The organism is Mycobacterium sp. SMC-21 (assembly GCF_045310825.1).
Taxonomy (GTDB): domain Bacteria; phylum Actinomycetota; class Actinomycetes; order Mycobacteriales; family Mycobacteriaceae; genus Mycobacterium.
This window is the reverse complement of record NZ_JBJIAO010000001.1, coordinates 186,050-206,885: the sequence shown is the minus strand read 5'-3', so window position 1 is coordinate 206,885 and position 20,836 is coordinate 186,050. Positions and strand designations below refer to the sequence as shown.

18 protein-coding genes and 1 tRNA gene are annotated in these 20,836 nt (G+C 68.4%); 10 read left to right on the top strand and 9 right to left on the bottom strand.

Features of this window, described 5'->3' with window-relative positions; genetic code table 11:
- Positions 1–185: 185 nt before the first annotated feature.
- The 6 genes from ponA2 (at position 186) to lfrA (ending at position 7,473) form a co-directional block, all read left to right on the top strand.
- The gene (ponA2, locus tag ACJH6H_RS00930) at positions 186–2,621 is read left to right on the top strand and encodes a transglycosylase domain-containing protein (protein WP_212807340.1); all 2,436 of its coding nucleotides are present in this window, start codon (positions 186–188) and stop codon (positions 2,619–2,621) included.
- A gap of 103 nt (positions 2,622–2,724) precedes the next feature.
- Positions 2,725–3,675 (top strand): metallophosphoesterase, encoded by a 951-nt coding sequence (locus tag ACJH6H_RS00925; protein WP_212807341.1) that lies wholly within the window; start codon positions 2,725–2,727, stop codon positions 3,673–3,675.
- Positions 3,672–4,772 carry a PLP-dependent cysteine synthase family protein gene (locus ACJH6H_RS00920; RefSeq protein WP_318985372.1) on the top strand — a complete coding sequence of 367 codons (1,101 nt, stop codon included), beginning with the start codon at positions 3,672–3,674 and terminating at the stop codon, positions 4,770–4,772. Before ACJH6H_RS00925 ends, ACJH6H_RS00920 begins: the two co-directional genes overlap by 4 nt.
- 296 nt (positions 4,773–5,068) lie before the next feature.
- Positions 5,069–5,142 (top strand) — tRNA-Pro (locus tag ACJH6H_RS00915).
- Between the two features lie 151 nt (positions 5,143–5,293).
- Entirely contained in the window at positions 5,294–5,869 is a 576-nt protein-coding gene (locus tag ACJH6H_RS00910; protein WP_406774061.1) for a TetR/AcrR family transcriptional regulator, read from the top strand.
- A gap of 83 nt (positions 5,870–5,952) precedes the next feature.
- A complete protein-coding gene (gene lfrA, locus ACJH6H_RS00905; RefSeq protein ID WP_346415095.1) occupies positions 5,953–7,473 on the top strand; it encodes an efflux MFS transporter LfrA in 1,521 nt (506 codons plus the stop codon).
- 60 nt (positions 7,474–7,533) lie between these two features.
- Here the strand turns inward: lfrA and ACJH6H_RS00900 are convergent, their stop codons facing one another.
- Together ACJH6H_RS00900 and ACJH6H_RS00895 are read right to left on the bottom strand one after the other, a co-directional pair.
- Positions 7,534–8,805, bottom strand: coding sequence for a hypothetical protein (locus ACJH6H_RS00900; protein WP_346415096.1), 1,272 nt, complete (start codon positions 8,803–8,805; stop codon positions 7,534–7,536).
- A 492-nt stretch (positions 8,806–9,297) separates the two neighbouring features.
- The gene (locus ACJH6H_RS00895) at positions 9,298–10,446 is read right to left on the bottom strand and encodes a cation:proton antiporter (protein WP_406774060.1); all 1,149 of its coding nucleotides are present in this window, start codon (positions 10,444–10,446) and stop codon (positions 9,298–9,300) included.
- A 143-nt stretch (positions 10,447–10,589) separates the two neighbouring features.
- On the opposite strand from ACJH6H_RS00895, the gene ACJH6H_RS00890 reads away from it, so the two are divergent.
- The 4 genes from ACJH6H_RS00890 to ACJH6H_RS00875 are packed head-to-tail and all read left to right on the top strand — an operon-like array spanning position 10,590 to position 13,711.
- A complete protein-coding gene (locus ACJH6H_RS00890; protein WP_212807347.1) occupies positions 10,590–11,378 on the top strand; it encodes a PadR family transcriptional regulator in 789 nt (262 codons plus the stop codon).
- Positions 11,379–11,393: 15 nt separating this feature from the next.
- Positions 11,394–12,263 (top strand): oxidoreductase, encoded by an 870-nt coding sequence (locus ACJH6H_RS00885; protein ID WP_406774059.1) that lies wholly within the window; start codon positions 11,394–11,396, stop codon positions 12,261–12,263.
- Positions 12,260–13,006 carry a methyltransferase domain-containing protein gene (locus ACJH6H_RS00880; RefSeq protein WP_406774058.1) on the top strand — a complete coding sequence of 249 codons (747 nt, stop codon included), beginning with the start codon at positions 12,260–12,262 and terminating at the stop codon, positions 13,004–13,006. The genes ACJH6H_RS00885 and ACJH6H_RS00880 overlap by 4 nt, the downstream gene beginning before the upstream one ends.
- Positions 13,007–13,015: 9 nt before the next feature.
- The gene (locus ACJH6H_RS00875; protein WP_406774057.1) at positions 13,016–13,711 is read left to right on the top strand and encodes a class I SAM-dependent methyltransferase; all 696 of its coding nucleotides are present in this window, start codon (positions 13,016–13,018) and stop codon (positions 13,709–13,711) included.
- A 3-nt stretch (positions 13,712–13,714) separates the two neighbouring features.
- Here ACJH6H_RS00875 and egtE read toward each other — a convergent pair whose 3' ends face one another.
- From egtE to ACJH6H_RS00840, 7 genes are all read right to left on the bottom strand, one after another.
- A complete protein-coding gene (gene egtE / locus ACJH6H_RS00870) occupies positions 13,715–14,848 on the bottom strand; it encodes an ergothioneine biosynthesis PLP-dependent enzyme EgtE (protein ID WP_406774056.1) in 1,134 nt (377 codons plus the stop codon).
- The gene (egtD, locus tag ACJH6H_RS00865; protein WP_212807351.1) at positions 14,845–15,840 is read right to left on the bottom strand and encodes an L-histidine N(alpha)-methyltransferase; all 996 of its coding nucleotides are present in this window, start codon (positions 15,838–15,840) and stop codon (positions 14,845–14,847) included. Before egtD ends, egtE begins: the two co-directional genes overlap by 4 nt.
- A gap of 15 nt (positions 15,841–15,855) precedes the next feature.
- Complete coding sequence (gene egtC / locus ACJH6H_RS00860; protein ID WP_212807352.1) at positions 15,856–16,539, bottom strand: ergothioneine biosynthesis protein EgtC; 684 nt, start codon at positions 16,537–16,539, stop codon at positions 15,856–15,858.
- Positions 16,539–17,846, bottom strand: coding sequence for an ergothioneine biosynthesis protein EgtB (egtB, locus tag ACJH6H_RS00855; RefSeq protein ID WP_406774055.1), 1,308 nt, complete (start codon positions 17,844–17,846; stop codon positions 16,539–16,541). The genes egtC and egtB overlap by 1 nt, the downstream gene beginning before the upstream one ends.
- Positions 17,843–19,129 carry an ergothioneine biosynthesis glutamate--cysteine ligase EgtA gene (gene egtA / locus ACJH6H_RS00850; RefSeq protein WP_406774054.1) on the bottom strand — a complete coding sequence of 429 codons (1,287 nt, stop codon included), beginning with the start codon at positions 19,127–19,129 and terminating at the stop codon, positions 17,843–17,845. Before egtA ends, egtB begins: the two co-directional genes overlap by 4 nt.
- A gap of 182 nt (positions 19,130–19,311) precedes the next feature.
- Positions 19,312–19,956, bottom strand: coding sequence for a sensor domain-containing protein (locus ACJH6H_RS00845; RefSeq protein WP_346415101.1), 645 nt, complete (start codon positions 19,954–19,956; stop codon positions 19,312–19,314).
- Between the two features lie 31 nt (positions 19,957–19,987).
- The gene (locus tag ACJH6H_RS00840; RefSeq protein WP_346415102.1) at positions 19,988–20,824 is read right to left on the bottom strand and encodes a mycofactocin-coupled SDR family oxidoreductase; all 837 of its coding nucleotides are present in this window, start codon (positions 20,822–20,824) and stop codon (positions 19,988–19,990) included.
- Between the last annotated feature and the right edge of the window lie 12 nt (positions 20,825–20,836).

Here is a 20,836-nt window from a genome sequence, read left to right as displayed (position 1 = left end):
AGATCGCATTGTGTGTTCAAGTTAGGTGGTCAGGGGCCTATTGCGCAATGGTTCTGGGGCCGCTTTTTTGGGACGTGTGTCCAAACGTCAATTTTTGCCCGTGTCGCAGCCCCCTAGATGCCCTGAGGACGTGGTAATCGACCAGCACTCAGCTGCTGGCCACCACGGTCGCTAGGCTGTACCCCATGTCCGAGCGACCGCAGAACCGTCCGCCGACCGCGGTCACCGTCATCAAGATGACGTGGTGCGTTCTGCTCGCCAGCGTCGTGCTCGCCGCGATGATGTTCCCGCTCATCGGGGGTGTCGGCCTGATGTCCAACCGGGCATCCGACGTCGTGGCCAACGGTTCGGCCCAGTTGGTCGAAGGTGATGCGCCCGCCGTGTCCACCATGGTCGACGCCAAGGGCAACCCCATCGCGTGGCTGTATTCGCAGCGCCGCTTCGAGGTACCGAGCGATCAGATCGCCAACACGATGAAGCTGGCCATCGTCTCGATCGAGGACAAACGGTTTGCCGAGCACAACGGGGTTGACTGGAAGGGCACCCTGACGGGCCTGTCCGGCTACATGTCGGGTTCGGCCGATACGCGCGGTGGTTCCACCATCGAGCAGCAGTACGTGAAGAACTACCAGCTGCTCGTGGTCGCGCAGAGCGACGCCGAGCGACGGGCCGCCATCGAGACCACCCCGGCGCGCAAGCTGCGCGAGATCCGCATGGCGCTGACCCTGGACAAGACGTTCACGAAGTCCGAGATCCTGACGCGCTACCTGAACCTGGTGTCCTTCGGTAACGGCGCGTTCGGCATCCAGGACGCCGCGCAGACGTACTTCGGCATCAACGCCAACCAGCTGAACTGGCAGCAGGCGGCGCTGCTCGCCGGCATGGTGCAGTCGACCAGCGGACTGGATCCGTACGTCAACCCCGACGGCGCCCTGGCACGTCGAAACCTGGTGCTGGACACCATGATCCAGAACGTGCCCCAGGAAGCCGAGGCCCTGCGCGCCGCCAAGGCCGAGCCGCTCGGCATCCTGCCGCAGCCCAACCAGCTGCCCCGCGGCTGCATCGCCGCCGGTGACCGCGCCTTCTTCTGCGACTACGTGCTCGACTACCTGTCGAAGGCCGGCATCAGCAAGGACCAGGTGGCCAAGGGCGGCTACTTGATCCGCACGACCATCGACCCGGACATCCAGAACTCGGTCAAGTCGTCGATCGACGGCATCGCGTCCCCGTCCATCGACGGCATCGCCAGCGTCATGAGCGTCATCCGTCCCGGCAAGGACAACCACCAGGTGGTGGCGATGGCGAGCAACCGGACCTACGGCCTGAACACCGCGGCCGGGGAAACCATGCAGCCACAACCATTTTCGTTGGTGGGTGACGGCGCCGGCTCCATCTTCAAGTTGTTCACCACGGCGGCCGCCATGGACATGGGCATGGGCATCAACGCGCAGCTCGACGTGCCCGGCCGGTTCGAGGCCAAGGGCCTCGGCAGCGGTGGCGCCAAGGGCTGCCCCAAGGACAAGTGGTGCGTCGAGAACGACGGCCGCTACCGGGGCAGCATGAACATCACCGACGCGCTGGCGTCGTCGCCCAACACCGGCTTCGCCAAGCTGATCTCGCAGATCGGTGTCCCGCGGACCGTCGACATGGCGGTCAAGCTGGGGCTGCGGTCCTACGCGGCGCCGGGCACCGCCCGCCCGTACGACCCGAACAGCAACGAGAGCCTGGCCGACTTCATCAAGCGGCAGAACATCGGCTCGTTCACCCTTGGGCCGTTCGAGGTCAACGCCCTCGAACTGTCGAACGTCGCGGCCACGCTGGCGTCGGGCGGCACCTGGTGCCCGCCCAACCCGGTGGACAAGGTGTTCGACCGGCACGGCAACGAGGTCTCGGTGACCACCCAGACCTGTGAGCAGGCGGTGCCCGAGGGCCTTGCCAACACGCTGGCCAACGCGATGAACAAGGACGCCGTCAGCGGTACCGGCGCGGGCGCCGCGCAGTCGGTCGGCTGGACGTTCCCGATGTCCGGAAAGACGGGCACCACCGAGGCCCACCGGTCGTCGGCGTTCCTCGGCTTCACCAGTGCCTACGCCGCCGCCAACTACATCTACGACGACTCCACCACGCCGTCGGACCTGTGTTCCTACCCGCTGCGCCAGTGCGGCCGCGGTGACCTCTACGGCGGCCACGAGCCGGCCCGCACGTGGTTCACCGCGATGAAGCAGTTCACGCCGCCCAACGTGGTGATGCCGCCGACCGACCCGCGCTACGTCGACGGTGGGCCGGGCTCCAAGGTGCCGAGCGTCGCGGGCATGGACCTCGACCTGGCGCAGAACCGCATCAAGGAAGCCGGCTTCCAGTTGTCCGCGCAGCCGTCGTGGGTCAACAGCACCGCGCCATCGGGTCAGGTCGTCGGCACCTCGCCGTCGGGTCAGACCATCCCCGGCTCGATCATCACGATCCAGGTCAGCAACGGCATCGCGCCGCCGCCTCCGCCGCCACCGCCAGTGGGGATTCCGGGCATCGACGGCCTGCCACCGGTGCAGATCGGGTCGACGGTCGTGGAGATTCCGGGCCTGCCGCCCATCACCGTGCCGGTCCTCGGTCCCCCGCCCCCATAGGCCCGGCCGAAACCTCAGAACGACCTAAGCCAACCCTGTGGGCTTTCTAACGATGACCAGCGACAACGGGCCAATCACCGCGCTGAGCAAGTAGGCTGCCTGCATGTCTGCCATCGCCCGCAACGCAGCCGTCACCGTCGCCGGAACCCTGGCCGCGGGCCTCGCCTACGCCTCGCTCATCGAGCGCAACGCGTTCGTGGTCCGCGAGGTCACCATGCCGGTGCTGACGCCCGGATCGTCGCCGCTGCGGGTGCTGCATCTGAGTGATCTGCACATGATGCCGGCGCAGCGCCGCAAGCAGGCGTGGCTGCGCGAGCTGGCCCGCTGGGAGCCCGATCTGGTGGTCAACACCGGTGACAACCTCTCGCACCCGAAGTCGGTGCCGGCCGTGGTGCAGGCGATGGGCGATCTGCTGGCGGTGCCCGGGGTGTTCGTGTTCGGCAGCAACGACTACTTCGCGCCGAAGCCGAAGAACCCCGCCAACTACCTGTTCAGCAAGCACAAGCGGATCACCGGACGGCCGCTGCCGTGGCAGGACCTGCGCGCGGCGTTCACCGAGCGCGGCTGGCTGGACATGACGCACACCCGCCGTGAGATCGAGGTCAACGGGCAGCTCATCGCCGTCGCCGGCGTCGACGATCCGCACCTGAACCGCGACCGCTACGACACCATCGCCGGCCGGCCCAACCCGGCCGCCAACCTGTCGCTGGGCGTCACCCATGCGCCGTACACCCGCGTGCTGGACCGCTTCGCCGAGGACGGCTACCAGCTGGTGCTGGCCGGCCACACGCACGGCGGGCAGCTGTGCGTGCCGTTCTACGGCGCGCTCGTGACCAACTGCGACATCGACACCTCCCGGGTAAAGGGCCCGTCCCGCTGGGGCGCCCACACGCAGCTGCACGTGTCGGCCGGCATGGGCACCTCGCCGTACACGCCGGTGCGCTTCTGCTGCCGGCCCGAGGTGACGCTGCTGACCCTGGTGGCCGCCCCGACAGGCGGCGGGCACGCCGGTATCGGCGCCGACATGACGCAGCCGGCCGTCTCGGCGCGGTGACCGCGCCGGTGGCGGCGCGCGGCGTCGACCGCGGCTGGGTCGACAACGCCGTCCGCCTCATCGAGGCCGACGCCCGGCGCAGCGCCGACACCCATCTCCTGCGTTATCCGCTGCCCGCCGCGTGGAGCGCGAGCGTCGACGTCCAGCTGTATCTCAAGGACGAGAGCACGCACATCACCGGCAGCCTCAAGCACCGGCTGGCCCGGTCGCTGTTCCTGTACGGGTTGTGCAACGGCTGGATCGGCCCGCGCACGACGGTCATCGAGGCGTCGTCCGGATCCACCGCGGTGTCCGAGGCGTATTTCGCGGCGCTGCTGGGGCTGGAGTTCATCGCGGTGATGCCGTCGTCGACGAGCGCGGCCAAGATCGAGCTGATCGAAAACCAGGGTGGCCGTTGCCATTTCGTCGAACAGTCGTCACAGGTGTACGACGAGGCGGAGCGTCTGGCGCGCGAGACGGGCGGCCACTACCTCGACCAGTTCACCAACGCCGAGCGCGCCACCGACTGGCGGGGCAACAACAACATCGCGGAGTCGATCTTCTCGCAGCTGCGTGAAGAGGCCCACCCGATCCCGGAGTGGATCGTGGTCGGGGCGGGCACCGGCGGTACGAGCGCCACGATCGGGCGGTTCCTGCGCTACCGGCGCCATGCCACGCGGCTGTGCGTGGTGGACCCGGAGAACTCGGCGTTCTATCCGTCGTGGGCCACGGGCGACCGAGAAGTGTTCACCGGGGCGTCGTCGCGTATCGAGGGCATCGGCCGGCCGCGGGTGGAGCCGTCGTTCCTGCCGGGCGTCGTGGACGCCATGGTGTGCGTGCCGGACGCGGCGTCGGTGGCCGCCGCGCGGCACGTGAGCAAGGTGCTGGGACGACGGGTGGGTCCGTCAACGGGGACGAACATCTGGGGCGCGTTCGGACTCCTGGCCGAGATGGTGGCGCAGGGCCGTAGCGGTTCGGTGGTGACGCTCCTGGCCGACAGCGGCGACCGCTACGCCGACACCTACTTCGACGACGCGTGGGTCAACAGTCGCGGGCTCGAGTCCGCCGACGCCGTGGCGGCACTGACGGAGTTCGAGCGCTCCGGCCGCTGGGCGTGATCCTGACGGCCCAGCCAGGCCGCCCGGTAGTCAGAAGTCGCGAACAGCCACAGCGCCGCGAGACCGAAGAATCCGCAGTAGAGCAAAGCTCCCAAGCCGGTCATGTTCGTTCCTCGCTTTCTGGCGTTCGGTTGCCGTTCATCAGAGTTACCCGTTTTAACGCACGTTGCGCAAAAATCCATCCCTCGAATGGACGTGATCTTCGCCGCTGACCCCGCCCACCAGCGGCTATCTCACCTGGCGAGGGCCGTTTGGCTTCTGAGGGCACCCGTGCGATAGGCTGTCGAAGCTTCACGCGGGGTGTGGCGCAGCTTGGTAGCGCGCTTCGTTCGGGACGAAGAGGTCGTGGGTTCGAATCCCGCCACCCCGACAAGTGAGCAAGGCCCTGACCAGGGAAATCTGGTCGGGGCCTTCTTCGTTTCTGGGGTCGGTGAGCCCCCACCTGCGACGTGATCACTCTCACCAGCCCCACATTGGGACATCAATGTCCCATTTTCGGCCAATCGTGCTATTTTTGACGCATGGCTGAGTTGAAATCGTTCGACACTGGCGTGCGGTCGCGCACCCGGAAGGCGATTCTCGATGCCGCCACCGCCGTCCTGGCGACCAACCCCGCGGCGTCCTTGACCGACATCGCCACCGCCGCGAACGTCGGCCGCAGCACTCTGCACCGGTACTTCCCCGAGCGCTCCGAGCTGATCCGCGCCGTCGCGCTGTACGTGCACGAGATGTGCAACACCGCCATCGACAAGGCCGAGCCGGCCTGTGGTCCCCCACTCGCCGCGCTGCGCCGGGTGGTCGAATCCCAGCTGGACCTCGGACCCATCGTGCCCTTCGTCTACAACGAGCCGACCATCGTGGCCGATCCGGAGTTGTCCGCGATCCTCGATACCGGCGACGAGGCGATAGCCGAAGTGCTGGCGCGGGTTTCGGCACGACCGCAGACCAGCCCACCGGAGTGGCCGCGCCTGGTTTTCTGGGCCCTGCTCGACGCCGGATATGAGGCACTGCGCCGGAACATCGCGCCGCGGGTCGAGATCGTCGACGCCATCATGGCCAGCCTGACGGCCGGCACCATCACCCCGGATCAGTCCTGATCCACCTGAATTTGTTTCACCGCAACGTATTTCATGCTGACTTCGGCTTGGACAGCCGCCGCATGAACAGTTAAGGAGCTCTCATGTCCACCAGTCTCGTCACCAAAGAGGTGACGAACCGGACCCCACAACGTCATTGGTGGGCGCTGGCAGTGCTGATGCTGCCCGTGCTGCTCGTCTCCATCGACAACACGGTGCTGGCCTTCGCGCTGCCCCGCATCGCCGAGGACTTCCGCCCGTCGGCCGCCACCCAGTTGTGGCTCGTCGACATCTATTCGCTCGTGCTGGCAACGCTTTTGGTGACCATGGGCAGCCTCGGTGACCGGTTCGGCCGGCGCCGGCTGTTGCTCATCGGCGCCGTCGGGTTCGCCGTCATCTCGGCTGCCGCGGCGTTCGCGCCCAGCGCCGGCTTCCTGGTCGCCGCGCGTGCCGCACTCGCCGTGTTCGGCGCCATGCTGATGCCGTCGACGCTGTCGCTGATCCGCAACATCTTCACCGAGGCCACATCGCGCCGCCTCGCGATCGCCATCTGGGCGTCGTGCTTCGCGGCCGGCTCGGCCCTCGGCCCGATCGTCGGCGGCCTGCTGCTGCAGCACTTCCACTGGGGCGCGGTCTTCATGATCGCCGTGCCGATCCTGCTGCCGCTGCTCGTGTTGGCGCCCAAGCTGGTGCCGGAATCGCGGGACCCGAACCCGGGCCCGGTCGACGCGCTGAGCGTGCTGCTGTCACTGGTGGCCATGCTGCCGATCGTGTGGGCGATCAAGACCTCCGCACACGACGGCATCTCGGCGGTGACGCTGGCGGCCGTCGCCCTGGGCGTCGCTGCGGGCGTCTGGTTCGTGCGTCGGCAGAACAGCAGTGCCACACCGATTCTCGACATGCGGTTGTTCCGGAACGGCCCGTTCACGGCGTCGATCCTGGCCAACTTCCTGTCGATGGTGGGCCTCATCGGGTTCCTGTTCTTCGTGTCGCAGCACCTGCAGCTGGTACTCGGACTGGCCCCGCTGACCGCCGCGCTGGTCATGTTGCCGGGAGCGGCGGCCTCGACCATCGCGGGCATCGCCGTGGTGCGGCTGACCAAGCGGTTCGCGCCGCAGACGCTGATGGTCACCGGTCTGCTGCTGGTGGCCGCCGGCTTCCTGCTCATCGTGCTGTTCCGTCACGACCTGACGATGGTCGGCGTCATCGCGTCGTTCACCGTGCTGGAGCTGGGTGTCGGTGTGTCGCAGACGATCTCGAACGACACCATCGTGGCGTCGGTGCCGTCGGAGAAGGCCGGCGCGGCGTCCGCGGTGTCAGAGACCGCCTACGAGCTGGGCGCGGTGATCGGCACTGCCGGACTGGGCACCATGTTCACCGCGTTCTACCGCGCGAACGTCGAACTGCCGGGCGCCCTGTCGCCCGCCCAGTCGGCCGACGCCGGCGAGAGCATCGGCGGCGCCATCTCGGTGGCTCGGACCCTGCCGACCGAGCTCGGCAACCACCTGATGGAGTCGGCGCGCGTCGCCTTCGATTCGGGGATCGGCGCCACTGCGGCGACAGCCGCGACGCTGGTTCTGATCGCCGCGGCAATCGTGGCCGCCGCCTTCCGCGGCCGGCAGTAGACGCTGAATGCACTGTGGCCCCATCGCCTTTCGGCGGTGGGGCCACAGTCGCGTAGTGAGTTACTTGCTACCGGAATCGCCCTTGGACGCCTTGGGCGCCTTCGGGGCCTTCGGTGCCTTGGTGGCACCCTTGATGGCGCCTGCGATCGACTTCGCGACCTTGGACACGGGGTTCTGCGCCTTCTTGGTCTTGGGCGCGGTGTCCTTGGGCGTCGTCACGGTGTCGGCATCCGTGGTGGCACCCTTGGTGTCCGTCGCCTTGGTGTCGGCATCCTTGGTCGCACCCTTGGCGTCGGCGTCCTTCGCGTCGGCGGCCTTGGTGTCAGCGGCCTTGGTGTCAGCGGCCTTGGTATCGGCAGCCTTGGTATCCGCGGCCTTGACGTCGGCGTCCTTCGCCGCGTCGGTCGCCGGGGCGGTCTCGGTCGAAGTTGCCGCCGCCGCCTTCTTCGTCGTCGTCGCCGTGTCAGCCGCTCCCGCGGCGGAGGACTCCGTGGCCGTCTTCGAGGTCTCGGCTGCCGGCGCCGCCGCCAGGGCGGCAGTTGTCGTTGCGGCAACGGGGACGGTGACGCCGCCCGGTGCGTTCGGGTTGACGTTCAGCGCCGTGATGATCCGGTTGACGATGTACGGGACGGTGCCGGTCTCAAAATCGGTGACATTCTTCTGAATGTTCTGCACGAGGCTCACCACATTGTTGAGCACGCCGTTGTAGATGGTGCCCGGATTGAGGGTCAGCACCGACTGCAGAATGCCCGTCACGCTCTTGACCACCTGCTGCACCACCGGCGTGGTTCCGAGGCACGAGCCGCAGCCGATGCCGACGGTCGAGATGGCCAGGCCGGCGACCAGAGCGGTGACCGAATCCAGCACCGCGGGCACCATGGCCTCCGCCACGGCCAACGGTTGCTGCAGGATGTTCTGCACCGGCCCGTTGATGCCCGTGATCAACTGCAGACCGCCGGGAAGCAGCCCGCCCACCAGCGAGTCGATGGCGCCGTTGACGTTGAGCGTGCCGAGGTTCCCCAGCACGTTGGCGAGGGTTCCCGGCAACGCGCCACCGAGGGTGAACGTCGCGCCGGTGATGTTGCCGATCAACTGCATGCCCTGCTGCACGCCGTAGTTCGCATCGAGCACCACCTGGCGCACCAGCGGGTTCACGCTGGTCTCCACCATGTAGCTGGTTTGCCCGACGGTCTCGGCGAGCGCGTTGTAGATGTTGCCCAGCGCCACGATCGGGTTGACCAATGCCGTCAGATGCACATCGGAAACCTGCACGTGCGAAACCGCAGGCAAGTGAGTTTCGGTCTGCGGCACCACCGGCGCCACAGCAATCACGCTCGCTCCTGCGAGGGCAATGCCCGCAGTGACATACGGCTTCATTGTGAGCTGCATTTGAGTCCTCCCAGTTATCGCGACACCCGTGTGGCGCAGAAATTTACCCCTAGTAGATAGGCATTTTTAACGAACCTACACATTTCCCAGCTAACCAAAATCGACCCGTCAGGAAATTGTCAATTCCGTTAGATTGCTGCCCTGACGAGCAAGTTAGCTGCGCTACCGAAACAGCAAATTGGTCGGGGTGAACCGCCCAAATCGCGACTCGGGCTGTTCATCGCATGACGAGACCCACGTCACACCACGGATTGAGTGGCTTACAAAACACACTGCAAATGGAAAGCGTCGAAAAATTGCAGTTTCAGCAAATTACGCTACGCATAACTTGCGCGCGCGTCAGTCGTAGCCGCGGACGGCGCACGCGGAGCGCACTCCACCGGCCGCGCGTCCACATGGTGAGACGGTGCGTCGAGCCGGAAGCGGCTGCGGAATTCACGCCGTCGCAGTTTGCCGACGCCGGGCGATCCCGCCGGCCACGGACGTCGCTACGACGGTCAGCAGCGCGCCGAGAATCAGCGCCGACGGCTCACCCGGACTCAGCAGCTGCTGTTGCGTCCCCAGCGTGGCGGCGGCCACCGGCACGCCCAATTGCGCAGCCGCCAGCACCCCGAGCGACAGCGGCTGGCCGAGGAGCCGGCCGCTGAGGTGCGCGAGCACCGCTCCCACGCCCAGTGCCACACCCAACCCGATCAAGACCGGATGCTCACCCAGTTCCCGTACCTGCAACGAGGCGCCGAGCCAGACGAAGAACAACGGCGCGAAGAACCCCTCGGTGATGCCGAACAGCTGGCGCGCCAGTCGACGTGGCTCGCCGATCGCCGAAAGGCAAAGGCCCAGCGCGAAACCCGCGAGCATGATCGACACGTGCGTCGACTTCGCCAGCGCCGCCAACCCGAACAGCACGATCAGGCTGATCCGCAGCTCGAGCGCCAGGTGCCGACTGTGCGAGTACTTGTGCATCCGCTTGAGCCACCCGCGCTTGGCCTCATACCGCAGAAAGAAGTAGAGGAGGACCGTGCACGCGGCGATCGCCAGGACTCCGACCGCCGCACGCGGGGCGCCCGCCGGATTGATGACCAACGGCAACAGCACGATCGACGCGGCGTCGGCAATCGCGATCTGGGCGGTGACCGACAGCACCGGCGGTCCCGTCAACCCCAGCGACTGGATGACCGGCAGCGCGAGCGCCGCCGAGGACGACGCCATGAGGACTGCGTACAACGGGGCGTGGCCCGTGCCGAACAGTTGCGCGACGACCACGCCCAACACCGCGGCGAACGCGCCCACCACGACCGCCCGCAAGAGCGCTCTGGGCAGGTCGCCCCGTAATGATCTGTCGCGCACCGGCACATGGGTCCCGACGATGAACATCACCAGTGCAAAGCCGATGTCCGCCAGCAGCACGAACGTCGGGTTGTCCGCGTCGACGATGCCGAAACCGGTGCGCCCCACGACGATTCCGGCAGCGAGTTCGCCGACGATCAAGGGCACCCGAAGCTTCGGCACCGCCGCCAGCAAGGGCCCCACGAGGCCGATGACGGCCACCAACGCGAGGGCATGAAATCCGAAGTCGCCCGCCATCGCCACACCCTAAACGCGGAGGCTCCGGTCGGCGCGTGACGCAGCCAACTCTCAGCAGACTGTTGCGCACCGATAGTTTCCGATATATCGTTAATGCATCGGAGGCGCATCGAGCGCCTCCCGCCGAAAGAGAGAACACATCTATGGAAACCCCATTCACCCCACCCGGCCGCCCGTTCGACGGCGGCCCCTTCAATCGCCCCTCCCACGGAGGTGGCTTCGGCTTCACCCCCGGCGACCGCGCACCGTTCATCGGCCCCGCCGACCGGCGCGCTCGGCATGACGAACGCCGCGCTGCCCGTCGCGAGATGCGCGAACAGTTCCGCGACCACGTGCGGGATCACCGCGGCGAAGGCGGCTTCGGCTTCGGGCCGGGCTTTGGCCCTGGTTTCGGTTTCGGACCTGGCTTCGGCCCCGGCTTCGGCGCCGGCCCGTTCGGACCGGGCGGCCCCCGCGGGCGCCGTCACGGTGGCCGCGGACGTGCCAGTGGTCGCAGCCGGCGCGGCGATGTCCGGGCCGCGATCCTCAAGCTGCTCACCGAGCGGCCGATGCACGGCTACGAGATGACGCAGGAGATCGCCGCGCGCAGCGACGGTCTGTGGAAGCCCAGCCCGGGCTCGATCTACCCGACCCTGCAACTGCTGGAGGACGAGGGTCTGATCAAGCCCGCCGAAAGTCATGGCAGCAAAAAGACTTTCGAGCTGACCGAGGACGGCCGCACCGCCGCCGACGCCATCGAGACCGCCCCGTGGGAAGAGATCGCCGAAGGCGCCGACCCGGCCGCCTTGAACCTGCGCAACGCGCTCGGGCAGTTGTTCGGCGCCGTCGCACAATCGGTGCACTCGGCGAATGCCGAACAGCAGCAACGCATCCTGGACATCGTGAACAACGCCCGCCGCGAGATCTACCAGATTCTCGGCGAGTCCGACTAGCGTTAGCCTGGCTGCATGACGACGTACGCGCTCGGTCGGTACCAGGTCCACCGGATCGGATTCGGGGCCATGCAGCTGCCCGGGCCCGGCGTTTTCGGCCCACCGCGTGACCACGACCAGGCGCTCGCCGTGTTGCGACGCGCGGTGGAACTCGGCGTCAACCACATCGACACCGCGCAGTTCTACGGCCCGGACGTGGCCAACCAGCTGATCCGCGAGGCCCTGCATCCCTATCCGCAGGGCCTCGCGCTGGTCAGCAAGGTCGGTGCCCGCCGCGACGAGACCGGCGGCTGGCTGCCGGCACAGCAGCCCGATGAACTGCGGGCCGCGATCGAGCAGAACCTGGAAACCCTCGGCACCGACAGGCTCGCGGCGGTGAACCTGCGGGTGATGGGCGCCGACGGCGATCCGAGTGCGCCCGGCGATGTCGACCGGGACCTGTTCGACCGCCAGCTCACGGCCATGATCGCCGCCCGCGACGAGGGCCTGATCGACGGCATCGGCCTCAGCAGCATCTCCCTCGAGCATCTCGAGATCGCGCTGCAGCGCACCGACATCGCGTGCGTGCAGAACGCCTACAACCTCCTCGATCGATCCTCGCAGCCGGTGCTGGACGCCTGCACCGCACGCGGCATCGCGTTCGTCCCGTTCTTCCCGCTGGGATCGGCGTTCAATCCGGAGAACCCGGTGCTCGGCCACCCCGAAATCCGCAAGACGGCAAGCGAACTCGGCCGGACGCCCGCGCAGGTCGCGTTGGCCTGGACCCTGGCCGCGGCACCCAACATGCTGCTCATCCCCGGCACGTCGTCGGTCGCGCATCTCGAGGAGAACCTCGCGGTGGCCGACATCGAGGTACCCGCCACGTTGACCGAGGCCCTCGGATGAGCGCCGACATCGATCGCATGCCGCGCGGCGGCCCGCAGGCGTCATGCCTCGATCGCGCGCTGCAGACCGATCAGCCCGAATACCTCGACCGCGACGACATCGACCCCGCGATCAAGCGCAGCGTGGTGCGCGCGCTGGAGCTCACCGGCAACTGGTTCGGTCTCCACGAACGCTTCGCCTACATCGTCATGGACGAAGTCGCCGAGGTTCCCGATCCGCGCATCCTCGAGCTGGGGGCCGGCCATGGGGGTCTGTCGAAGAAGGTGCTGGAGATGCACCCCACGGCAACCCTCACGGTCACCGACCTCGAGCCGGACTCGGTCGCGGCCATCACCGCCGGTGACCTGGGTTCCGATCCGCGGGTGACGGTGCGCGGCATGGACGCGACGGCCATCGACGCGGCCGACAGTGCTTATGCCCTGGCCGTTTTCGCGTTGTCGTTCCACCATCTTCCGCCGTCTGCCGCTGTCCAGGTGCTCGCCGAGGGCACCCGGGTGGCGGACAAGCTGCTCATCATCGACCTGCCCCGGCCACCGTCGCCATTGCACCTGATGCGGCTGGCGGCCATGCTGCCGCTGGCCCCGTTCGTGCCGTTCGTGCACGACGGCGTCATCAGCTCGCTGCGGGCCTACAGTCCGTCCGCACTGCGGGCATTGGCCGACGCAGCGGGCGTCGACATCGAACTGCGCAGCGGCCTGTACTCGCCGCAAATTGCCATCGCCACCCGGCGGCCGCCCGCGTAGGTTGGACGCATGACCGACTCGTCGAACGAAGTGATGGATTGGGACAGCGTCTACCGGCAGGAGGGCGGTTTCGACGGTCCGCCGCCGTGGAACATCGGCGAGCCGCAGCCTGAACTGGCCGCGCTGATCGACGCCGGTCAGGTCACCGGTGACGTCCTCGACGCGGGCTGTGGCCACGCAGAGCTGGCCCTCGCGCTGGCCGCCGCGGGCCACAACGTCGTGGGCATCGAACTCTCCCCCACCGCGGTTGCCGCCGCGAAACAGGCTGCCGCGGAACGGAATCTGACCAACGCGACATTCGTCGAAGACGACATCACCTCGTTCACCGGATTCGACGGACGATTCGACACCATCATGGACTCGACGTTGTTCCACTCGATTCCGGTCGAGGCCCGCGACGCCTACCAGCAGGCGGTGTTCCGCGCTGCCGCGCCGGGCGCCAAGTACTTCATCCTGGTGTTCGCCAAGGGCGCGTTCCCGGCCGAGGCCGAGATGAAGCCCAACGAGGTCACCGAGGACGAGCTGCGTGAAGCCGTCGGCAAGTACTGGGCCATCGACGAAATCCGGCCGGCCTTCATCCACGCCGGTATGGTCGCGCCGCCATCGGTGCCGGGGCAGCCGCCGCTCGAGATGCCGCCGCACGCGCTCGACGAGAAGGGCCGGCTGAAGATGCCGGCGTTCCTGCTCACGGCACACAAGGCCTGACGGTCAGGTCGACGCGGCAGTCAGCGCACCGGCGAAGGACTCCAGTTCGTCGCCGGTGACGTCGACATGCGGCGAGACCCGCAGCACCGGGATCTTCATCTCGAAGGGCGCCCGCTCGATACCGGCCACGGTCGTGACGACATGGTGCTCGGTAATCAGCTTGGTGCGCACCGAGTTCGGGTCGGCGCCGCGCGTCGGCTCCAGCGTGGTGATGGCCGTCGGCTCGCCGACGTCCTCGACCACGCGCCACCCGGGCAGTCCGGCCAGCGCGGTGCGGGTCAGACGGCCCACCTCGGCCAGTCGGGCCCGGACCAGCTCGGGCCCGGCCACCAGATGCTCTTCGAGGGCCTTCGAAAAGGCCACGCGGGCAGCCACATTGGCCTCACCGAGGTCGAGCCGTTTCAGCACCGGTAGCGGTGTCCCCCATTCCGGCAGCGGGATGCGCGGCCGAAGCCGGTGCGACACAGATGAACTGATCGCCAGCACGCCGACGCCGCGCGGCCCGGCCAGCCATTTGCGCGACGACGCGTAGATGACGTCGGGAGCCACCGCGCAGTCCAGATGGCCCAGCGCCTGTGCGGCGTCCACCGCCACCGGCACCCCGATCGCATGGCACGCCGCGACGAACTCCGACAGCGGCTGGGCCACCCCGCGGTGACTGCCGAGTGCCGTCAGATGGGCCAGCGCGGGCGGGTCACCCTGCATCAGCGCGACCGCCACTTCGACGTCGAGCCGCCCCTGGCCGTCGACCGGCAGCTCCCGGACGGTGAATCCGTTGGCTTCCATCACCACCAGATTGGGGCCGTATTCGCCTGGCAGGCAGGCGATGGTCTTGTCGCCGTCCCAACTGCTGAGCAGGAGGTTGAGCGCGTTGTTGGAACCCGTGGTGAACACCACGTCGCCGGCGGCCATCCCCGTCAGCGCGGCCACGGCCGCCCGTCCGCCCTCCAACACGGGTTCCGCGGATTCTGCGGCGACATAGCCGCCGACCTGAGCTTCCAGCCGGGCATGCTGGGCCGCGGCGTCGATGACGGCGAAGCTCTGCCGCGAGCAAGCGGCGTTGTCGAGATGCAGGCCCGCCGGTGTGGGCCGGGCTGCGCGCCACAGGCGCGCGACGGCGGAATCGGCCCCGGTCACGTCCGCAGGTCCGGCTTGACCGCCAGCGACAGCCCGAAATCCCCGGCGGGGTCGGTCCACCAGTCGGTCTGCCGGAGTCCGGCGGCCGCCAACTCGGCCGCGACGCCCTCGGGGCGGAACTTGCACGACACCTCGGTCAACATCTCCTCACCCGCCTCGAACTCCACCGACAGATCCAGCTCGCGTATCTGAACCTGTTGCGCGGCAACAGACCTCAGCCACATCTCGATACGCTCGTGCTCGGTGTTCCATCGTGCCACATGTTCGAAGCGGTCGAGATCGAAATCCGCATCCAGCTCCCGGTTCACCACCGCCAGGACGTTGCGGTTGAACCGCGCGGTGACCCCGGCGCTGTCGTCGTAGGCGGCCACCAACCGGGCGGTGTCCTTCACCAGGTCGGTGCCGAGCAGCAGCGTGTCACCCGGCCGCATCGCCGCGGCCAGGCTCTCGAGGAACTCCGCCCGCGGGCCGGCCGTCAGGTTGCCGATCGTCGACCCGAGGAACACGATGAGCCGACGGCCCACCACCGGCAGTTCGCCCAGATGCTGCTCGAAATCACCTCGCACGCCGCTGATCTCGACACCCTCGTACTCGTCGGACAGCTGCGTGAGCGCGGCGCTGAGTACGTTCTCGTCGACGTCGAACGCCACGAACCGGCGCAGCGCCGCGGCGTCCCGGAACGCGTCGAGCAGGATGCGCGTCTTCTCCGACGTGCCGCTGCCGAGCTCGACGAGGGTGTCCGCGCCGGAGGCCGCCACAATGGCGGCCGCCGCCTCATGCAGGATGTGCGCCTCGGTGCGTGTCGGGTAGTACTCGGGCAGGCGGGTGATCTGATCGAACAGGTCACTGCCGACGGCATCGTAGAACCACTTGGGCGGCAACGATTTCGGCGACTGCGACAGGCCGTCCCGGACATCACGCCGCAACGCACGGGGCGCCCAGTCGGCGGCGAGATGGTTGGTCAGCAGCGGTGCCGTCTTGCTCGGTGTCATCGTGGGTCCTCTTCTTCAGGTCAACGGCGTCATCGCTACGCCGGCGGCCGTCACCTCGACGAGGTGACGGTCTGGGATGTCCTGCCAGTCGGGGTGGTCGTCGTAGGGCTCGCTGGCCAGCACGACCCCGTCGGGCCGGCGCAGTATCGACAACGTGTCGCCCCACACGGTGGCCAGCATCCGGGAACCATTGGCCGCCAGGATGTTCAGCCGCGCCGCCGGATCGGACTCCCCGACCCGGCGCACGGTGTCGCCCAGGCTGTCCAGTCCCTCGGCGAAGATGTGCGCGGCCAGGATCGCGCTGTCGACCGTCGATTCCGCGGTTCGCGACACCGGCAGCACCGCTCGGTCGACGATGCCGTTGTGCGACAACAGCCACTCGCCGTCGGTGAACGGCGCCGACGCCGACGGCTCGATGGGCATTCCGACGGTGGCCGAGCGGACGGCGGCCACCACACACGCACTGCGCAGCGCCGGCGCCACCGATGCCAGCGACGCATCGCCCCACAACGGCGCGGCGCTGCGCCAGCGCCGCGGTGTCGCGCCGTCGAAGAAGCCGACACCCCAGCCGTCGGCATTGAGCAACCCGTGCTTCTGCCGTCGGGGTGAATAGGACTGCACCAGAAGCCCGTTCGCCGGTTCCAGGATCAGTGACGATACCGAGACGGGGTTGCCGAGCCAGCCCAGATGACGACACATCAGCCGCGCACCTCGTCAACCGACCAGGCCAGCCGCACGCCGGAGAAGATCTGACGACGGATCGGGTGGTCCCAGTTGCGGAAGCTGGGCCGCAGGATGTCGCCGGCCACGGCCCAGGAACCGCCGCGCAGCACGCGGTAGTCACCGCTGCCGGTGCCCTCGAAGAACGGCTGCGAATAGCGGTCGTAGATCATCGGCGTGAAACCCGGCCACGGGCGCAGCGGTGACGTGGTCCACTCCCAGACATCGCCGAGCAGCTGCTCGACACCGTAGGCCGAAGCACCCTCCGGGTAGGCCCCCGCGGGCGCGGGACGCAGCGCGTCGCCGCCGAGATTGGCGAGGTGCGCATCGGGTTCGGCGGCGCCCCAAGGGAATCGGCGACGTTGTCCGGTCGCGGGATCCCACGCGCAGGCCTTCTCCCACTCCACCTCGGTGGGTAGCCGGGCCCCGGCCCAGGCGGCGTAGGCCTCGGCTTCGTAGAAGCTGACGTGCTGCACGGGCTCGTCGGGCGGCAGCTCCTCGACATGCCCGAACCGGACCCGCGTGGTGCCGTCGGCGTTCCAGAACTGCGGCGCCACCAGACCCGCCTGCTGCCGATGCGCCCAGCCGGCCGCCGACCACCAGCGGCTCTGCCGATAGCCACCGTCGGCGATGAACTCGCGCCATTCGGCGTTGGTGACGGGCACCCGACCGATCCGGAACGACGGCACGTCGACGACGTGCGCCGGGCCTTCGTTGTCGAGCGCGAAAGGTTCGTCGGCCGCGTCGACACCGAGTACGAACGGACCGCCGGGCACCAGCACCGAGGTGCCGGCGACCCCGTCCCGCCCCTGCGGCAGGACGGCACCCGACCCCAACAGTGGCGGGCCGCTGCGCAGGTTCAGGGCCTGCAGCATGGTCTCGTCGTGCTGGTTCTCGTGGCTGATCACCAGGGCGAACGGGAACTGGGCAGCGGCCTCGTCCGGCGCCCGGTCAAGGGCGTCAAGGGCTTTGGACCGGACGGTGCGGCAGAAGGCGCGCGCGTCGGTCGGCGGCAACAGCGGCAACGACACCCGGCTGGCGCGCGAATGCACGAACGCGTCGTACAGACCGTCCACGTCGGGCGGTAGCAGGCCGGGACGGTTCAGGTCGCCGCCGCGCAGCAGCCACAGTTCTTCCTGCTGACCGATGTGCGCGAGGTCCCACACCAACGGACTCATCAGCGGGTCGTACTGACGCAGCAGTTCGGCGTCGTCGAACTCGACGAGCGCCAGAGTCCGGTCCCGGGCCCTGGTCAGCCCTCGGGCCAACAGCTCGCGCGTACTCACACCCCACCTTTCAGCCGGTCATCACATGCCAACCCGGTGATGGCCGAATCGATTCCGTGTGCGACGACCCGGTCCGCGAAGTCATCGGCCGCGCTGCGCCCTTGCCGTACCTGCCGCAGCAGCCGGTCCATCGAGTCCGCCACATCGGCCGGCGCGGCCTCGGCGGCCGCTTCCACACATCGCACCGCGGCCGCCTGCAGCCGCGGGTCGGCCAGGCCCACCCGCGCCGCCTGATCCCATGCGGTGGCAACCGATTCCGTTGCCTCCCAAGCGATCTGCGACAGCCCGGCGTCATCCAGCAGCGTCACCAGGGTGAACACGACAGCCGGCCACAGGTCGTCGGACACGGCGTCTAGGTAGCGGATCTCCAGCCAGCGCCGCGGCCGGACCGGCGGGAACAGCGTCGTCAGGTGGTAGTCGAGGTCGGCCTCGGTCGGCCGGCGCCCACCGAGCAGCGTGCGCCCGTCCGCCCAGTCGGCGAACGGCACCCATTCGGTGACCGGCTCAGCCTCCGGCGTGTGCACGAGCATCACCGGCGCCTTGAGGGCGTAGCGCGCCCAGTCGTTGGCCGGATCGTCACCGCTGGCACCGAGAACGGGCCCGCAGCGGGCGGTGTCCAGCTGGCCCCAGATGCGCTGCCGCGTGCTCTGCCATCCGGTGAATTCGCCGCCCAGCATCGGCGAACTCGCCGACACCGCGGTCATGGTGGGGCCGAGCGCGTGGGCAAGCCGGACGCGGTCGGCCCAGCCCTCGCGCGGGCCGGCGTCGACATTGATCTGCAGCGAGGCGGTCGACGTCATCATCGCGGCCCCCGCGGCACCCGTCCCGCCGGCCGCGAAGAACGCCTCCATGGCCCGGTACCGGCCGCCGGGGTTCACCCGGGCCTGTGGCCGGAGCGGGTCCACGCCGACCTGCAGCAGGCCCAGACCACGGCGCCGCAACGACTCCCGGAGCACGGCCTGATCGGCCTGCATCGCCGCGATGGCGGCCCCGGCGCCGTCCATCGGCGGACCCGACAGTTCGATGGCGCCGCCGGGCTCCATGGTGATCGTGCTGCCACCGGGTAGCTGCGGAACGGCCTCGACGGCCTGCGTGAGCTCATCCCAGCCGGGACGCCGCGTCAGGTCGGACAGGTCGAAGCAGTGCGCCTCCAGTTCGAGGCCGACGCGGCCCACCGGTCCGTCCCGCAGGCACCCGCCGCCGGCCAACAGCGCGGCGCTGTACGCGCTCGACAACTCGGGGTATTCGGCGTGCGGACGACACATGGCGGTAGCGGTGCCCATCTGAACATCCCCTTCCGGGACCGGGGGCCTGGCCCCGCATCCGTTGGTTGGTGTTCCCGGACCAAGTCTGCGTTACACAGTCAGACGCGTCCCGAGCATTACCTGTTCGTCCGACGATGCCATGAGGCACCGACAAAAATCTGCGCAATATATGTGCGATGCCTGACTCACCCCGGACATGGTCATTGCCCCAACGCGTTCTGCATGGCTCCGGCCAGCACGTTGACCGCGAGGCCGGCGTTGCCGGATTGGCAGACTTTCGCCTGCAGCAGAACGTTCTCCCGCAGCCGGGTCTGCGCGAAACAGCGGCGATCGGTGCCCGCTTCCTGCTTGACCCACGCCTCGTCCGCCGGGCCGGCCTGCGCGCCCGCGAAGCTCCACACCTCGGTCCGGCCGTCCTCGAGGTGCATCGCGGTGGTCTGGCCCGAGCAGCCGGCGGTCCGGTCGACGACCCGGTGGAACGCCCGTGACGCGGCCTCGGCGGTCGCGAATACACCCACCACCTGCTTGGCCGCGTGGCTGTCATCGGTGGCCGCCGTCTGCGCCACGGCGCCGTTGAACGACGCCAGGTCCGGGTCGCCGTACACCTCGGGCAGTCCGATGTCGGCCCAGTTGTTGCACGCCGGGAGATCGACGAAGAAGCCCTGGAACGGCGCGGTGAAGGTGGACTCCCAGCCCATCGGTGCGCCGACCACATTGCCCACGGATCCCTTGCCCAGTACGGCGTACGACACCACACCCGGATCCGAAGGCCTGGCGGCAGCGGCCGGCGCCAGGGCCAGGGCCGCGGTGACGCAGGCTGTGAACCAGATCGGGCGCGCAGTCATGGCTTCGATGATGCCAGTTGCGGCCCTCTTGTCAGCCGGTCAACCGGGCGGTGGCCCCGGCATCGACCGGCAGGACCGTGCCGGTGATGTGGGTGCTGTCCGGGTGTGCCAGGAACATGACCGCGCGCGTGATCTCCGCGGGCTTCAGGAAGGGCACCGGCTGCAGGTGCAACGACGCGAACACCGATTCCACGTCGGCGAGCGTCGGTTTTTCGAGATCGGGTCGCATGGTTCCGAACAACGCGTCGTTGAAGGTCATCGGGGTTTCGACGTTGCCGGGCGCCACGGCATTGACGGTGATGCCGTACCCGGCCAGATCGTGCGCGGCGACCTTGGTCAGTCCGATGACGCCCCATTTGGAGGCGGCGTACGCGGCCTGCGCGAAGTTTCCGCTGCGGCCCAGCATCGAGGACACCGTGACGATCCGCCCGAACCGGCGCGCGATCATCCCCGGCGCCACCGCGGCGATGGTGTTGAACGTGCCGGTGAGATTGGACCCGATCACTTCGTCCCACTGCGCCGACGGGACATCGGGCAGCATCGCGATCGCACTGACGCCGGCGTTGGTGACAGCGATGTCCACGCGGCCGAGCTCCGACTCGACGCGGGCCACGAACTGCTCCAGCGCACCGCGGTCGGCCGTCGACAGTTTCGCTGTGAGACAACGCCTTCCGGTCGCCTCGACCATCTCGGCGGTGGTGGCCAGATCTGCTTCCGTCGCCAACGGGTATGCGATCTGTTCGTTGTTCTCGCACCGGTCGCAGATGGCGATATCCGCGCCTGCTTCGGCGAGTGCCACCGCGTGCGATCGGCCCATTCCTCTTGCGCCGCCGGTGATCAGCGCAACGCGGCCATCAAAGTCGCCCATACAGCTCCTATC

Coding starts and splice junctions, on each gene's coding strand:
- egtA (WP_406774054.1), bottom strand. CDS start 19,129: ATGGGCACCGCTACCGCCATGTGTCGTCCGCACGCCGAATACCCCGAG.
- ponA2 (WP_212807340.1), top strand. CDS start 186: ATGTCCGAGCGACCGCAGAACCGTCCGCCGACCGCGGTCACCGTCATC.
- ACJH6H_RS00925 (WP_212807341.1), top strand. CDS start 2,725: ATGTCTGCCATCGCCCGCAACGCAGCCGTCACCGTCGCCGGAACCCTG.
- egtD (WP_212807351.1), bottom strand. CDS start 15,840: ATGACACCGAGCAAGACGGCACCGCTGCTGACCAACCATCTCGCCGCC.
- ACJH6H_RS00880 (WP_406774058.1), top strand. CDS start 12,260: ATGAGCGCCGACATCGATCGCATGCCGCGCGGCGGCCCGCAGGCGTCA.
- egtC (WP_212807352.1), bottom strand. CDS start 16,539: ATGTGTCGTCATCTGGGCTGGCTCGGCAACCCCGTCTCGGTATCGTCA.
- ACJH6H_RS00885 (WP_406774059.1), top strand. CDS start 11,394: ATGACGACGTACGCGCTCGGTCGGTACCAGGTCCACCGGATCGGATTC.
- ACJH6H_RS00890 (WP_212807347.1), top strand. CDS start 10,590: ATGGAAACCCCATTCACCCCACCCGGCCGCCCGTTCGACGGCGGCCCC.
- lfrA (WP_346415095.1), top strand. CDS start 5,953: ATGTCCACCAGTCTCGTCACCAAAGAGGTGACGAACCGGACCCCACAA.
- ACJH6H_RS00875 (WP_406774057.1), top strand. CDS start 13,016: ATGACCGACTCGTCGAACGAAGTGATGGATTGGGACAGCGTCTACCGG.
- ACJH6H_RS00840 (WP_346415102.1), bottom strand. CDS start 20,824: ATGGGCGACTTTGATGGCCGCGTTGCGCTGATCACCGGCGGCGCAAGA.
- ACJH6H_RS00895 (WP_406774060.1), bottom strand. CDS start 10,446: ATGGCGGGCGACTTCGGATTTCATGCCCTCGCGTTGGTGGCCGTCATC.
- ACJH6H_RS00845 (WP_346415101.1), bottom strand. CDS start 19,956: ATGACTGCGCGCCCGATCTGGTTCACAGCCTGCGTCACCGCGGCCCTG.
- ACJH6H_RS00910 (WP_406774061.1), top strand. CDS start 5,294: ATGGCTGAGTTGAAATCGTTCGACACTGGCGTGCGGTCGCGCACCCGG.